Below are 14,946 nucleotides of genomic sequence, written 5' to 3' on the forward strand. Positions count from 1 at the left end.
GCTACCTCCTTCGCCGGATGAGAGCGTCTGCGGCAACGACACCATGGTTTTCAGGGAGAACCATCAATGGATTAATGTCCAGTTCTTCCAGCCACGCGGCATTTTTTACGACATATTCTGCTGCTGATGCGACGGCTTTGACCACTATGTCGAGGTCGCTCTTCGCCGCGCCGCGATAGCCTTCGATGAGTTTCCTGATCCTCAGGCGCGAAATGGCTTCCAAGATCTCCGCTTCTGTTACCGGAAGCGTTAAAATGACGGAATCTTCAAGCAATTCCACCAAAATTCCGCCCGCACCGACGGTCAAAGTCAATCCAAGGACCGGATCGCGTACCGCGCCGATGATCAGCTCGGCCACGGGGCGCTCGATCATCCGTTCAACCAGGTATCCGGCGGCGACATGGGCCATTTCCTGCGCTGCGTATCGCACGGCCTCAGCATCCTTAAGGTTGAGCGCGACAGCACCGGCCTCGGTCTTGTGCTCGACGCAAAGCGCTTTCAGAGCGATGGGAAAACCGAGACGCTGCGCCTGTTCTGCTGCCTCGTCCGAACTCGGTGCGGTTGCACCAAGCGGAACGGAGAGACCGGCGGCAGACAGTTCCGCTTTGGCTTCCGCCTCGCTCAACGTCTCGATCTCGCCTACGGTCAACGGTACATTGAGCAGTGGCAATGGCTGTGGGTTTTGCCAGGCTTTGCCGATGTTAGCGGCAATTTCCGCGGCGGCGACGGTTTCGCTGATGCCGCAGAAAGGCACGATGCCATCCTCCATCAACAGCAAGGCAATCTCTTCCGGCATGTTCTCCGGCAATGTCGCCACGATACCGGCGCGCGCTTCGGTTCGTTTCGCGGCCGCCGCGACGGCACTGACCGTCGTCATCCAGTCCGCTGTGTTGCAACGATCGCTCCGCGGAAAATCAAGGACAACCAGATTGAGGGCATAAGCGCCCTCGAACATGGCTGTAAAGGCCTCCGACTGGCGGGTCAGATCGCCCCAAACGAAAGTGTGGTAGTCGAGAGGATTGGAAAGGGCGACCATTTCACCCAGGCTGCACCTGAGAGACGGAAGCTGCCGGGGTTTCAGAGAGCGGAATTCCACGCCCCGGCTGACAGCGGCGTCGGCCATTAGCGAGGCTTCGCCGCCGGAACAACTCATGGAAGAGATCGCATTGCTTTCAAGCGGGCCTGCTACGTGGAGAAGTTTCAGCGTTTCGATCATTTCCGGGAGGGTTGCCACGCGGCCAATGCCGAGGCGAGCGAGAATGGCATCGGCAACTGCATCGCTTCCGGCAAGGGATGCGGTATGCGAAATGGCGGCGCGCTGCGCCTGTTCGGATTTGCCGACTTTCAGCGCAACGATGGGCTTTTTCAATTCCCGGGAACGTAAGGCAAGCTTCTCAAGCGCCTGAATGTTGCCGAATCCCTCGACATGCAGGCCGATGGCCGTGACGCGCGGGTCCTCGATCACGGCGAGGGCTAAATCCGACAATCCGGTCTGTGCCTGGTTGCCGGCCGTCATCAAATAACTGATCGGCAGGCCGCGCTTTTGCATGGTGAGATTGATGGCGATGTTGGAGGATTGCGTGAGAATGGCAACACCTCTTTCGACGCGCACCATTCCGTGCTGGTCAGGCCAGAGCAGGGCGCCATCGAGGCCGTTGATCATGCCATAACAATTCGGTCCGAGGATCGGCATATTTCCGGCCGCTTCGACGAGATGATTTTGCAGTATCGCGCCATCGGCGAGTTCCGCGACCGCCTCGCTGAAGCCGGAAGCATAACAAACGGCGCCGCCGGCGCCTATGACGGCAAGCGAGCGTACGATATCGACGGTCAACAGCCGGTTGACGCCGACGAAGGCCGCGTCGGGTGCCGCGGGCAGCTCGCCCACTGATCGATAACAACGGCGCCCCACCACCTTCTCGAGCACCGGATGGACGGGCCAGATTTCGCCGACAAATCCCATGCGGTCGCACTGCTCGATGACCCGGCGCGCTTCGCGGCCGCCGAAGACGGCGATCGTTTGCGGTCTGATCAGTCGATCGAGCGGGCGTTGCGTCATCGGGTCACGCTCCGAACGGCCGCAGCAGATCGCGGCTGATGATGTGCCGCTGGATCTCCGAGGTTCCGTCCCAGATGCGTTCGACCCGCGCGTCACGCCAGAAGCGGGCAAGCGGCAGGTCGTCCATCAGCCCCATGCCGCCAAAGATCTGGATCGCTTCGTCGGTGACGCGGGCAAGCATTTCGGAGGCGTAGAGTTTCGCCGAGGCGATCTCTCGGTTGGCACCAAGGCTAGCATCAAGCCGCCAAGCGGCGGATAGCGTCAGCAGGTCGGCGGCATCGATCTCCGTGATCATGTCGGCAAGCTTGAACGACACACCTTGATTGGCGCCGATCGGCCGGCCGAACTGCTTGCGCTCCGCCGCATAGGGCAGCGCCATATCAAAAACGCGGCGTGCACGCCCGACGCAGGTTGCCGCGACCGTCAGACGTGTGCCGTAAAGCCATTCATTGGCGATGTCGAAGCCGCGATGGACTTCGCCGAGCACCTGGGATTTGGGCAGGTGGCAGTCGGTGAAGTTCAGGATGACGTTGTGGTAGCCGCGGTGGGATATCGATTGATAGCCCTTGAGGATATCGAAGCCCGGCGTGTCGCGATCGACAAGAAAAGCCGTGATCTTCTTCTTGATGCCCTTGGGCGTCTCCTCTTCTCCGGTTGCCGCAAAGACGATAACGAAATCGGCGACATCGGCATGGGAGATAAAATGCTTGGTACCATTGAGCACGAAATCGCCACCGTCCTGCCGCGCCATGCATTTCATTCCGCGCATGTCGGAGCCGGCATCGGGTTCGGTAATCGCCAGCGCGTCAACCTTTTCGCCCCGCACCGCCGGCAGAAGATATTTCTCACGCTGCTCGCCTTCGCAGGCCATCAAAATTCCGGAAGGGCGACCGAAGAACACTGTCAGTGCCATCGAACCGCGGCCAAGTTCGCGCTCGACAAGAGCAAAGGTAACGTGGTCGAGACCGGCGCCGCCGATCTCCTCAGGAAAATTGCAAGCATAGAAACCGAGATCGATGCATTTGCGCCTGATTTCCTCGCCGAGTTCTAATGGAACAATACCAGTGCGATCGACCTCGTTCTCATGCGGATAGATTTCCGTCTCGACGAAGTCGCGGACCGTCTGGACGATCATCTCCTGTTCTTCGTTGAGCCCGAAATTCATGACTGCTTCCTCCTAGCGTTTTTGCCCGACATGGCGTCCGACGCCATCCGGTATGGGCAGTTTTGCGTGGACCTCGCTGATCGGCTTTATCTTGCTCAGCACCTCCCCCGGTGCGAGAGCGGCTTTTCCGGCCTTGGCATCGACATGCAGCAGCATCTGTTCGGCGGTCGCAATCGCCTGGCCCGTCGCTGTGTCATGAATCGTGTTGAACAGATGCAGCCGCTTCTCGTCTGCTGACAGAAGCTGGCAGGTTGAATGAATCGCCTGACCGAGCTTGGCTTCGCCGAGGTGGCGGATATGGGTCTCGACGGTGTAATAGCTGTGACCTCGCTCGACATAGGCGAAATCGACGCCGATAAGGCGCAGCAGTGCATCCGATGTATCCCCAAACACCTGCAGATAGCGATGCTCGGTCATGTGCCCGTTGTAATCGACCCATGCGGGGCTGACATTGGCTTCGACAAGCCTCAATGGCCGCGCGACGTCCTCGGGATGCTTGCGGCTGCCGCCGGCCGTCCAGAGCGTATGCTCGAAATCCTTGAGCAGCTTGCCGGCACCCCAGCCCTTACCGCCATGGCCGCCCTTCAGCCCCTGCAGGATGCCGACGAGATTTTCGTCGCGGATGCGCTCGAGCTCGCGGATTGACAATCCGTCCGCTTGTTCATCCGACTGCTGGCCGATCTTCTCGACAAGCGCGTCGTCGAGGTCGACGACGTCCATTAGCTTGGTCCAGTTCCATTGCAGAGCCGGACCGAACTGGGCTAGGAAATGCCGCATGCCTGCCTCGCCACCGGCGATGCGGTAGGTCTGGAAGAGACCCATCTGCGCCCAGCGAAGACCGAAGGAATAACGGATGACGTCATCGAGCGTCTCAACTGTGCAGATATCGTCATGGATCAGCCACAGCGCCTCGCGCCAAAGAGCCTCCAGCAGACGGTCGCCGACAAAGGCCTCGATCTCCTTGGCGATGTGAACGCCCTTCATGCCGATCGGTGGCAGCTTCTCCATCGCCACCTTGATGGTGCCATGGCTGGTTTTTTCACCGCCGACGATCTCGACGAGCGGCAGGAGATAGACGGGGTTGTAGGGGTGCGCCACGAAGAGGCGTTCCGGAAACCGCATGTCGCGCTGCAGGTCGGTTGGCAGCAGGCCTGATGTGGAGGACCCGATCAGCGCATCGGGGCGGCAAGCCGCATCGATCTCCGTCAACACCTTACGTTTGAGGTCCAGTCTTTCCGGCACGCTTTCCTGGATCCAGTCGGCATCAACGACGGCTTCTTCAAGGGTCTCGCAATAAGTGAGCTTGCCGCGCGGCGGCTGAGGCGCCACGGTCAGCATGGCGTAAGCGCGCTCGGCATTGGCGATGACTTCGCCGACAATGCGGCTGGCCTCCGGATGCGGGTCGAAGACGTCGACATCAATGCCTGCAAGCAGAAAACGGGCGATCCATCCGCCACCGATGACGCCGCCGCCGACACATGCTGCTTTGTTGATCTTGCTCATGGGCGCCTCAGCGGTTCCTCAATTTCAGTTTCTTCCGGACGTCCTCAGGCCCGATGATGCGGGCGCCCATTCCTTCGACGACCTGCACCGCCTTCTCGACAAGCTGGGCATTCGTCGCGAGCACGCCCTTTCCAGCATAGAGGTTGTCTTCAAGCCCAACGCGGACGTTGCCACCGGCAAGCACCGCGGCAGCCGGATAGGCCATGGCGTTGCGGCCGATCGAGAAGGCGGAGAAGGTCCAGCTATTGGGAACGTTGTTCACCATCGCCATGAAAGTGTTGAGATCATCGGGCGCGCCCCATGGAATGCCCATGCAAAGCTGGATCAGCACCGGATCCTCGATCAGGCCCTCCTCGGCAAGTTGCTTGGCAAACCAGAGATGACCGGTATCGAAGGCCTCGATTTCCGGGCGTACGCCGAGATTTGTCATCTTCTTCGCCATCGCACGAAGCATCGCCGGCGTGTTCGTCATGACGTAGTCGCCGAGGCTGAAGTTCATCGTACCGCAGTCCAGCGTGCAGATTTCCGGCAGGCACTCGGCGATGTGGGAGACGCGCTCCGTTGCACCTGCGATGTCGGTGCCTTGCGGATTGAGAGGTAGAGGGCATTCGACATCACCGAAGATCAAATCACCGCCCATACCGGCCGTCAGGTTGAGCACGACGTCGATATCGGCCGAGCGAATGCGCTCAGTAACTTCCTTGTAGAGGTCGTTGCGGCGGCTCGCGGCACCCGTTTTCGGATCGCGGACGTGACAGTGGACAACTGCCGCCCCAGCCTTGGCGGCGTCGATCGCGGAATCCGCGATCTGCTTGGGAGTGATGGGAACGTGGCTGGATTTCGAAACCGTATCGCCGGCACCGGTTACGGCACAGGTGATGAAAACATCGCGGTTCATCGCAAGAGGCATTTTCTTCTCCCTCGTGTTGGGCCTATTACGGGGGAAGATGGCGCGTCATGCTTTGCATTAACGGAAGCATTTGATACATTTTCGGAAATGATGGAGGCCTAATGCTGACGCGATCCAACGATCGGCTGGATGTTGATCTTCTTGTCATGCCGGAGACGAACCTCATTCTGCTCGCTTCGGTGATCGAGCCCATGCGTGGTGCCAACCGGATTTCCGGCAGTGAGCTTTATCGATGGCGGCTTCTAGCGCCTGATGGTTCGCCTGTGCTGACGACGAGCGGCATTCCTGTACCCGCCGCCGATGGCTTTGGGACGGGGCGGGATGAGACACCGCTCTTCGTGCTTGCAAGCTACAATTGGCGCCGCAGCTCGACACCGGCATTGAAGATGCAGCTCTCTCAGGCGGCCCGTTACCGAAGCATGATCGCAGGCATCGAATCCGGAACATGGCTGCTTGCCGAAGCCAGCCTTCTCGATCGGCTGCCGGCGACCATACACTGGGAAGATTTCGATGACTTCTCGCTTGCCTATCCGCATGTGCGGGCGGTGAAGGAGCGTTTCGTCATCACAGGCAAGCGCATTACCACGGCAGGTTCGCTCCCGACCGTCGACCTGATGCTGGAGATCATACGGCAAAGGCAAGGATACTCGCTGGCGCTCGAGGTCAGCCGGCTCTTCAGCTACGAGCAGGACTCCGTCCACAGCGAGACCCAGCTTTCACCTTCGGGGACAGGTCTGCACATGCGCGATCCTCGGGTCGCCCAAGCTGTACGGCTGATGGAGGAGAATATCGAGCAGCCTATCGTGCTTGCGCGACTGGCTCGCAGAGTGGGCATCGGTGCGCGCCACCTGCAGGGGCTCTTTCAGCAGAGCACCGGCGCGCCCCCGCACGTCCATTATCTGGCACTGCGCCTGAACGCAGCGCGGCGGAAGGTGATCGAAACCAAGGCGCCTTTTGCCGATATCGCGGCCGCGACCGGCTTCAATTCGGCTTCAGCATTTACGAGAAGCTATCGCGCGAGCTTCTCGGAAAGCCCCTCGGACACGAGGCGTCGTCTCCGGCGGCCGGTTACAGCATCGGAGGAACAGCCATAGGCTGAAATGCGTCCCGTACCATATCGGCGAGCCCGCGTACGGCCTCGCTGGAATGATAGGGGTTTCGGCGCAGGACCACTCTGGAGGCATCGACCGGTGGGAACCCTTCCTCCGCAGTCAGCTCGCGGCAGCCCGGTGGTATGTTGCTGCGGGAGAGCGTGGTGACGGCAAGGCCCGCGGACGCGGCGTTCTTAAGCCCGGAGCTAGTATCGGCAACGAAGGCCACACGGTACTTTCGACCCTGCAATTCCAGCGATCTGAAAGCGAAATCCCGCGCCCAGGTGGAATTGCGGTAGATGGCGATCGGCAGCGGCTCGAGGTCGTGGAGCCGGTGGACCTGGGACGTGACCCACACGGTCGGATCGACACAGAGGATTTCGCCCGCCGCCTGATTGCTCCAGTCGAAGACGACGGCGAGATCCAGCTCGTCGCGCTCCAGGGCCGCGAGATTGCGCGCCGTATAATCGCAGGAAACTGTGACCTCCACGGCTGGATGGCGGACGGCGAAAGCGGCAAGTGCGGCAGGCAGCACAGTCTGGCTATATTCTTCGGGTATCCCAATACGCACCGGGCCATCGAGCGGTTTGGTCCGAATGGTCGCTGCCGCTTCGTCTAAAAGATCAATCACACGGCGTGCATAGGGCAGCAGTTGCAGGCCAAGGCGCGTTGGGATGACACCGCGCGCGCCCCGGTCGAAAAGGGTTTCCCCGATAGTTTCCTCGAGTTTCTTAATCTGCGCGCTCACGGCTGATTGCGTCCGACCGACGGCCTGAGCAGCGGCAGAGAAATTCGAGGTCTTGACGACCACGAGAAATGTGCGCAGCAGATCGCTTTCGATGGGTTGATGCATTTTAGCCATAAGAAAATCCGATGGCTGTCATCTCAACTATTCGTTTGCCTGATGTCAAGAACAAGCGCAATCAGAGGCATCAGACCTCTGGTTCGGGAAAACCGATGTCATCCCAAACAGGCGCCCGTCCGTTCGGCCTCAGCGAGCATGATAAGGGCGTGATTCTTGTCTTCGCCGCGACGCTCGCTTGGAGCGCAAGCGGCGTCTACTCGCGACTGCTGACGACCGATGCCTTGACAGCGATCGCGTGGCGGTCATTGTTCGGGGGACTGTTCCTTCTCATTCCGAGCTTCTTCCTCGAAGGAGGCATGTCCAAGCGGCAGTGGCGCTCGGTCTTGCGCCCGTCAGGTCTCGCGATGATCGCCTGCCAGACCTTCAGCCAGGCATGTTTCATCGGCGCACTTTATACGACGAGCGTGGCGAATGTCGCCGTCATCTACGCGACAGCCCCGTTCATCGCGGCCCTGCTAGGCTGGCTTTTGCTGAGGGAGCGCGTGGCGAGGCGCACGATGCCCGCAGGCGCCGTCTGTCTGCTCGGCGTAATGGTCATCGTCGGTTCATCAGTCGGGGGCGGCACGGGTGTCGGCGATTTGCTGGCATTGGGTATGACTGCCTCTTTTGCGATGATCATCGTCATTCCCCGGATCAACCCGGGCGTGCCGAGTCTGCCCTCCACCATCGTCAGCGCCTTTCTCACGCTGGCGCTCTTTGCGCCCTTCGGCTCGGTCGGCTCCCTCGATCTCCACAACTGGATCGTCCTCGCTGCCTTTGGCGCAACCAATTTCTCCATCGCTCTCGTACTCTTCCTCGCCGGCGCAAGACATATGCCTCCCGCTAAAGCTGCGCTTATCGGAACGTTGGAGATCGTCCTCACTCCGATGTGGGTATGGCTCTTCTTCGCGGAACGTCCGTCTGCCGCGACTTTCGCCGGTGGCGCACTGATCTTGGCCGCTGTGGTTTGGCATATCCTAGTGGAAGCCAGGCGTGGTGGGCGTTAGCAGCGAGCGCTGGTCACTGGATGATAATCGCTCTGTCGCCGAGTTCTGCGCGGTCGGCTTCGAGACTTGCCGCGCGGCTCCCGGTCAGGGCGACACGGGCGCCTTCGGCGAACTGGCGGACCGCGACCAACGCCTTGTGATAATCGTCCGAACGGACGTCGCCGGCCATCGCGATGGCGTCGCCCTTGATCCGGCAACGGGGCCGCTGGTTCTAGCCTTCGACAGGGCCGACATCGTCTTCGCCAGGCAAATCCAGGATACCTTCACGCAGGAAGCGATCAGGAGCAGCATCCGCCTCTATCAGACCAAGGGCGATGTGTTCTCCAATGCCAAGGTCGATGGCTCGACGCCCCTGCACACCGGTCTGCGGGACTTCGAAGGACAATCGCATTTCCGGGCCGGATCGACCGATGTCGGCGACGTCAGCTGGGTGACGCCGACCGCGCAATGCTGGGCGCCGGCTTGGGCGATAGGCACCAATCCCCATACCTGGCAGGTCGTTGCGCAGGGAAAAAGCCCGGCCGCGCACAAAGCCATGGCGCATGCGACCAAGGCGCTTGCCACGACAGGCCTCGCATTGATGGCGTCATCGGACCTCCCGGCAGCCGCGAAGGCCGAGTGGCGGGAAAAGCATGCCTGTTGTGAATCGGCGAGGCCCCAGTGCCGGTCCCCAGATTAAATAGTTGTTTTTGCTGACGCGACGGAGATCATTGCACGATGCCTGTTCACAATCTATTGCACCAAAGTGTCGCCCGGTACCATCGGATCGGTTTTCCCCTGTTTACGCGAGTGTCAAATCCTACGATGAGTGTTTTTTTGAGATTGAAGTTCGCGGAGCAGAGGAATGGACCGCATCGACGCAATGAAGGTGTTCGTCACGGCCGTCGAAGAGGGCAGCCTTGCAGGCGCCGCGCGCCGGCTTAAGCGGTCCCCGACCGCGATCAGCCGGGCCTTAGGCCTGCTGGAGCAGCACGTCGGCGTCGAGCTGCTCCACCGCACGACCAGAAGTCTGAAGCTGAGCGAAGCCGGCCAGCGATATGTAGAAGCATGCCGCAGGGTGCTTGTGGATCTCGAGGAAGCCGACATCATCGCCAGTGCACAACGCTCCTCTCCTAGGGGCGTCCTCACCATCTCCGCCCCGCCTATTCTCGGTGAGGAAGTTCTGCGGCCAATCCTCGACGGCTTTCTTCAGGAGCATCCGAGCGTCTCGGTTCGGCTTCTGATGCTGGATCGGTTCGTCAACCTGGTCGACGAAGGTGTCGATGTGGCCTTGCGAATCGGCAACCTGACCGACTCGACGCACATCTCGACACGTATCGGCGGAGACGTCAGACGCGTCGTGGTCGCCTCTCCACGGTATCTTGCGAGCAATCCGGGGATCAAAGAACCTTCCGACCTCCAGAGGCATCAGATCATCGCGTTTTCCAACTTTGGCCTCGAATCCTGGAGCTTCACCGCCGCGAACGGATCTTCGATTCCAAGGACGGTGCATTTCAGCCCTCGCTATGTCGTCAATAGCGTGAGGGCGGCCGCGGCGTCTGCCGCAGAGGGGATGGGCGTGACGAGGCTTTATTCCTACCACGTGGCGGATTTTGTTCGAGACGGTCGATTGCAGATAGTCCTTGCCGCCGATGAGCCTGCTGCGCTTCCCGTTCACCTCCTTGCACCGCAGGGACGGACCGCTGTTCCGAAGGTGCGCGCCTTCATCGACTTTGCGGTTCCACGCCTAAGGGCAGAACTCGGGCGTGTCGCGATGGAAGCCGGGTCTTTACCTTGATTATCCCGAATATCGGTTGAGTGTCGTGCCAAGCGCGACAATTCTCCCGATCATCGAAAGCATCTAAATCAAGACCACCGACGAAAAACGCGTCGGCACGGCCCGATAGCTGGCCGGTGCGCTTGAAAGGATGCAATATCATGAGCAGTCAAAAGAAGGTTGCCATCATAACAGGTGCCTCGCAGGGCATTGGAGAAGGACTCGTAAAGGCGTTCCGGGACCGCGATTACAATGTCGTCGCGACGTCGAGGTCGATCAAGGAAAGCTTCGACGACGGAGTGCATGCCGTGGCCGGTGACATCGCAAGGCCCGAAACCGCCGAGCGCGTTGTTCGAGAGGCGCTGGAGCGCTTTGGTCGTATCGACACCCTGGTGAACAATGCCGGTGTGTTCACTGCAAAGCCGTTCGTTGATATCACACAGGAAGATTTTGATCACAATTTCGGGGTCAACATCTCCGGATTTTTCCACATCACCCAGCGCGCTGCAAAAGCGATGCTGGCACAAGGTTCCGGCCACATCGTCAACATCACGACGAGCCTCGTAGACCAGCCGATCGCCGGAGTGCCTGCAGCCCTCGCATCGCTCACGAAGGGCGGCCTCAATTCCGTCACGAAGCAACTTGCGATCGAATTCGCAACGGCTGGCATTCGGGTGAACGCCGTCTCTCCGGGCATCATCAAGACCCCGATGCATTCGCCGGAGACGCACGAGGCCATGTCCACGCTCCATCCCGTCGGTCGCATGGGAGAGATCCGCGACATAGTCGACACCGTAATTTACCTTGAAGGCGCAAGCTTCGTCACGGGCGAGATCCTTCATGTCGACGGCGGTCAGAACGCCGGCCGTTGGTAGCCGGAAGAAAGCGCCGGCCCAAATCGGACCGGCGCTTACGCGCCAAGTTCCGGCGCGGGAGGCCGCCAGCGGCGCTAGCCTCAGCCCGCTCCATAACGAAACTGGAAGCCTTGAAAGGAAAGAGCATGCCAATCGTCACCGTACAGGTAACCCGCGAAGGGACGACGCCCGACCGCTCATCGGTAACGGCCGAGGAGAAGGCCGCCATCATAGCAGGGGTCAGCCAGGTCATGCTGGACGTCCTGAACAAGCCCCTGGAGTCCACCTATGTCGTGATCGAGGAAGTCGACCTCGACAACTGGGGATGGGGCGGACTTCCGACCGCGGAGTACCGCAAGGTATTGTCAGAAGCTTCGAGCGACCGAGGACGCGCTGGAAAGTGACCCGGTCAGGTCGGCAGCGCAGCCCCGGACTGCTAGGCAATCATATATGCCGCCTACCAGTCCGGCCACGCTTCATCGTGGTTGCCGCCGGTCCGCTTCTCATGTTCTCCGTGAGCGGCCGCGGCACGCCTAAGGGCGCTGGCGAGATTGCCTGCAGACGTGGACGCCGCACCTTTCGCATCGATCCGGCCAGGCAGCCTCGTCGTCACTTCCTGGAAGATCCAGCCGTTTCCATCTGGATCGCTGAAGGATGCGAAGGAGCCGTAGCTGGCACGCGAAGGATGAGGGCCTGGCAGCCTTCCTTCGGCATCCCGACAATCATCGCCGCGAACTCAACAGCATCCTCACGTGCAGGAAGGATCCCCCACCATCCGCGCCTTGTTCTCGTCCGACTGGAGGGCTCAGCTGGCGCCGCGATCGCACGGTTCAGCCGTCAATATCTCGAACGTCCGACCGGGCTTCATACTCTCGCTCATAGAAATCTCCGCGTGATTCATGCTAAAATGAGCGATCAACGGCCATAAACTACGTGGGATGACCTACGCGTTAACGTCTTAAGGACAGCCAGGCCGGCACGGCTGGGGTTGCAAGCACAGCTATGCCAGTCATCCGAGCGGTGGCGGATCGAGATAAATTGGTTTTTCGCCGGAGAGGCTTCGCTTAACCTCCCTGGTGAAATCATCAATAAGCACCTCTTCCTCGTCAGCCTCAAGGCCGATCAAGGCAGCTTCCGCAACCTGCTGTGGGCTGGTTTTCTTCATATCGAATCCATGGGTCATGTCTCGGGCGCAGCAGGCGGAAACGCATGCGACAGCTCCCCGTTTGTGCTGTCGTTCCCTGCCAGCGGCGCACCAAGGTGTGATGGCCCGCTTCGACAGCTGCGCGTCGGCATCAAGCGTTGCGCGATTCGATTTTTACTTTTCCTTTGCGGCGTTTCCGGGCAATGAATACGGCAAACCACGCCGCCCTGCGGAGAGCCCTCTCTTGAACCTGAAGCATCCGTTGCCGCCGCTCAACGCTCTTCGTGCCTTCGATGCACTCGCCCGCTGCGGCAGCCTGCGCGCCGCAGCTCAGGATCTTGGGGTGGTGCCGGGAGCGGTGAGGCAGCAGCTTCAAAGCCTTGAGGAGTATTTCGGAGCGGCTCTCTTTGTCCGCAAGGGTGGCAGGGTGACGCTCAATGCCGCCGGACTGCGTTTTGCCGATGCAGTTGGAATTGCATTCGCGATCGTCTCCCGTGCGGCAGAAGAGATTCAGCAACGAGATCGCAAGACGCGCCTTCGTCTCGGCGTACCCATGCCGATGGCCCTTTCCTGGCTAATGCCACGACTGCCGCGCATTCATGCGGATCTTCCCGACCTGGAAATCGATGTCGTTCCAGTTGCCATTACCCGCACGCTCGCAGACGCGCCCGACCTCGACGCCATGATCGCCGGCGGCGAATATCGCCCTTTGCCCGACATCGCAGCGACCGCCTTCATGGTCGATGCGTTCGGCCCGGTTTACAGCGCGGCCGGACCTGCTCCATCCGGCACCAATCTTGATGACTGGCTCGCAAATGCCACGGCACTGGTGGCCCGCGATGTTCCCTATCTCTGGGACGATTGGTTTCGTGAAAGCGGAACACGCCCGTCTCGTTTTCTGAAACGGGTTGAAATCGAGGACCTGACGCTGGCGATCGGTGCGGCGAAGGCCGGTCTGGGTGTTACGATAGCACCGCGGGCTTCCATCGAGATGGAGCTCGCCAGCGGTGTGCTGACAGCGCATTTTGGTTTCGCAATCCGACCGATCGGATTCAGGCTGTGCTGTCGCGCCGCAGATCGCAAGAGCCGGACGATCGGTCTCCTGGCGGATTGGCTGCGCCGGGAAGGTCAGGGGGCCGATCCGGCCTGAACAGGAAATCTGCCCATTGGCGCAGTATTATGTCCCTGTTGACCACCGGCTTCGCACGTTAGGGAACATCCGCAGAAAAACCGGCAGCGCGCCGACGATCAGCGGAGAGAAGACGATGGCACGACAACACCAACTTTCGCGGATCGAATGGGTGGCGGACAGTTGCCGGTTGCTAAAGGCTATCGCCGAAGAATTCTCCCGCACAAAGCCTTTCCAGGGTCTGACGATCGGCACCGCCATTCACCTGGAACCCAAGACTGTCGCTCTTCTCATGACATTGCGAAAGGGCGGCGCCAATCTCGTGGCAACAGGCAATCTCAACAGCACCCAGCCTGCGACGGTGGAATACCTCAAACGGCATGGAATCGCTGTCATCGGCGAGCAGAGCGCAGACGCGAGGGTGCATCGCGGCTTCATCGACACTCTGCTCGACCGCCAGCCAGATTTATTGCTCGACAACGGAGGCGATCTTTTCGCCCGCGTCCCCGAGCGACCCTACAAGAACTTGCTGGGCGGTACTGAGGAAACGACGTCCGGACGACGGCGTCTCGCGCCGATGCGCGAGGCGATCGCGCTGCCGATTCTCGTCATCAATGACAGTCCGATCAAGCAGTTTGCCGAAAACCGCCACGCGGTCGGCCAGTCGCTGTTCGAGAGCTATATGCGCTTCACCAACCGTTCGACCAATGGCAAGCGCGTGAGCGTTTTCGGTTATGGTGCCTGCGGCAAGGGTACCGCCGGATGTTTCCGCAGTGCTTTTAGCAATGTCAGCGTGGTCGATGTCGATCCCGTCACTGCTCTTGAAGCCCATCTCGACGGCTTTTCAACGCCGCCCAGAAGCGATGCCATCGCGTCCGCCGATGTGATCGTCACCGTCACAGGCTTTGCCAATATCATCACAGCCGCGGACCTGCCGATGTTCAAGGACGGTGTCATCCTGATCAATGGCGGACATTTTCCGACCGAAATCGATGTCGATGGCATCAAATCGGCAGCAGGGCCGAAAGCGGTCGACACCTATGCGGGTGACGGTATCGAAACCTTGCTTCTGGACGATGGCCGGAAGATCCATATTCTCGGCAGCGGGCATATGGCCAATCTCGCAGGCCCACGGCCGCTCGGAAATTCGATCGAATCGATGGATCTGGGTTTTGCCCTGCAGGCGCGCTGCCTTGAGCGGGTGGCGGGCGGAAAGCTCGATCATACCTCTTGTGTGGTTCCGGTACCAGCTGACATCGATGCGCAGGTCGCCTCCGGCTACCTCGATCTCAATCGCTAGGAATGCCAAATGTTACATTGGGGAATATTCGGAACCCCAGTTGCTATGGTCGCGAGGCATTCTAGTTAGTCACGATCCACACATTTGAGACGCAGGACATCTGACCGTCCTGCGCCTGGGTCGAAGCGTTATCGGTAGGAAGAGAATTTCTCCGCATGCTCTGGAGTGTCGGCGAAACGCCGCC

13 protein-coding genes and 2 pseudogenes are annotated in these 14,946 nt (G+C 60.2%); 8 read left to right on the plus strand and 7 right to left on the minus strand.

The genetic code is table 11. The annotated features are described in order from the left end of the window. Position 1: 1 nt before the first annotated feature. The 4 genes from ACZ9BX_RS25005 to bcoG are packed head-to-tail and all read right to left on the minus strand — an operon-like array spanning position 2 to position 5,637. The gene (locus ACZ9BX_RS25005; protein WP_476220766.1) at positions 2-2,059 is read right to left on the minus strand and encodes an acetate--CoA ligase family protein; all 2,058 of its coding nucleotides are present in this window, start codon (positions 2,057-2,059) and stop codon (positions 2-4) included. Between the two features lie 4 nt (positions 2,060-2,063). Further along, positions 2,064-3,224: an acyl-CoA dehydrogenase family protein gene (locus tag ACZ9BX_RS25010; protein ID WP_476220767.1), complete on the minus strand. Its 1,161-nt coding sequence runs from the start codon at positions 3,222-3,224 to the stop codon at positions 2,064-2,066. 12 nt (positions 3,225-3,236) lie between these two features. Beyond that, entirely contained in the window at positions 3,237-4,727 is a 1,491-nt protein-coding gene (locus ACZ9BX_RS25015) for a carnitine 3-dehydrogenase (RefSeq protein ID WP_476220768.1), read from the minus strand. A gap of 7 nt (positions 4,728-4,734) precedes the next feature. Next, complete coding sequence (gene bcoG, locus ACZ9BX_RS25020; protein WP_476220770.1) at positions 4,735-5,637, minus strand: 3-dehydrocarnitine:acetyl-CoA trimethylamine transferase BcoG; 903 nt, start codon at positions 5,635-5,637, stop codon at positions 4,735-4,737. Positions 5,638-5,738: 101 nt separating this feature from the next. Between bcoG and ACZ9BX_RS25025 the strand changes: the two genes are divergently transcribed. Further along, positions 5,739-6,731: a GlxA family transcriptional regulator gene (locus tag ACZ9BX_RS25025; protein ID WP_476220771.1), complete on the plus strand. Its 993-nt coding sequence runs from the start codon at positions 5,739-5,741 to the stop codon at positions 6,729-6,731. Here ACZ9BX_RS25025 and ACZ9BX_RS25030 read toward each other — a convergent pair. Continuing rightward, entirely contained in the window at positions 6,706-7,581 is an 876-nt protein-coding gene (locus ACZ9BX_RS25030) for a LysR substrate-binding domain-containing protein (RefSeq protein WP_476223033.1), read from the minus strand. The two genes, ACZ9BX_RS25025 and ACZ9BX_RS25030, sit on opposite strands and share 26 nt — an antisense overlap. 104 nt (positions 7,582-7,685) lie before the next feature. Between ACZ9BX_RS25030 and ACZ9BX_RS25035 the strand changes: the two genes are divergently transcribed. From ACZ9BX_RS25035 to ACZ9BX_RS25055, 5 genes and pseudogenes are all read left to right on the plus strand, one after another. Continuing rightward, on the plus strand, positions 7,686-8,579 hold the full coding sequence (locus ACZ9BX_RS25035) for a DMT family transporter (protein WP_476220772.1): 894 nt from the start codon (positions 7,686-7,688) through the stop codon (positions 8,577-8,579). Between the two features lie 166 nt (positions 8,580-8,745). Further along, positions 8,746-9,258, plus strand: a pseudogene (locus ACZ9BX_RS25040) (amidohydrolase); the annotation flags it as partial. A 165-nt stretch (positions 9,259-9,423) separates the two neighbouring features. Next, the gene (locus ACZ9BX_RS25045; protein ID WP_476220773.1) at positions 9,424-10,356 is read left to right on the plus strand and encodes a LysR family transcriptional regulator; all 933 of its coding nucleotides are present in this window, start codon (positions 9,424-9,426) and stop codon (positions 10,354-10,356) included. A gap of 140 nt (positions 10,357-10,496) precedes the next feature. Beyond that, a complete protein-coding gene (locus ACZ9BX_RS25050; RefSeq protein WP_476220774.1) occupies positions 10,497-11,210 on the plus strand; it encodes an SDR family NAD(P)-dependent oxidoreductase in 714 nt (237 codons plus the stop codon). A 125-nt stretch (positions 11,211-11,335) separates the two neighbouring features. Further along, the gene (locus ACZ9BX_RS25055) at positions 11,336-11,593 is read left to right on the plus strand and encodes a tautomerase family protein (RefSeq protein ID WP_476220775.1); all 258 of its coding nucleotides are present in this window, start codon (positions 11,336-11,338) and stop codon (positions 11,591-11,593) included. 53 nt (positions 11,594-11,646) lie between these two features. On the opposite strand, the pseudogene ACZ9BX_RS25060 reads toward ACZ9BX_RS25055, so the two are convergent. Both ACZ9BX_RS25060 and ACZ9BX_RS25065 read right to left on the minus strand, forming a co-directional pair. Further along, positions 11,647-11,907 (minus strand): annotated as a pseudogene (locus ACZ9BX_RS25060) (VOC family protein); the annotation flags it as partial. 291 nt (positions 11,908-12,198) lie between these two features. After that, positions 12,199-12,354 (minus strand): hypothetical protein, encoded by a 156-nt coding sequence (locus ACZ9BX_RS25065; RefSeq protein WP_476220777.1) that lies wholly within the window; start codon positions 12,352-12,354, stop codon positions 12,199-12,201. Between the two features lie 223 nt (positions 12,355-12,577). Between ACZ9BX_RS25065 and ACZ9BX_RS25070 the strand changes: the two genes are divergently transcribed. Both ACZ9BX_RS25070 and ACZ9BX_RS25075 read left to right on the plus strand, forming a co-directional pair. After that, positions 12,578-13,483, plus strand: coding sequence for a LysR family transcriptional regulator (locus ACZ9BX_RS25070; protein ID WP_476220778.1), 906 nt, complete (start codon positions 12,578-12,580; stop codon positions 13,481-13,483). A gap of 115 nt (positions 13,484-13,598) precedes the next feature. Next, on the plus strand, positions 13,599-14,762 hold the full coding sequence (locus tag ACZ9BX_RS25075; protein ID WP_476220780.1) for an adenosylhomocysteinase: 1,164 nt from the start codon (positions 13,599-13,601) through the stop codon (positions 14,760-14,762). The last annotated feature ends 184 nt before the right edge of the window (positions 14,763-14,946 follow it).

The organism is Rhizobium sp. USDA 3886 (assembly GCF_056279785.1).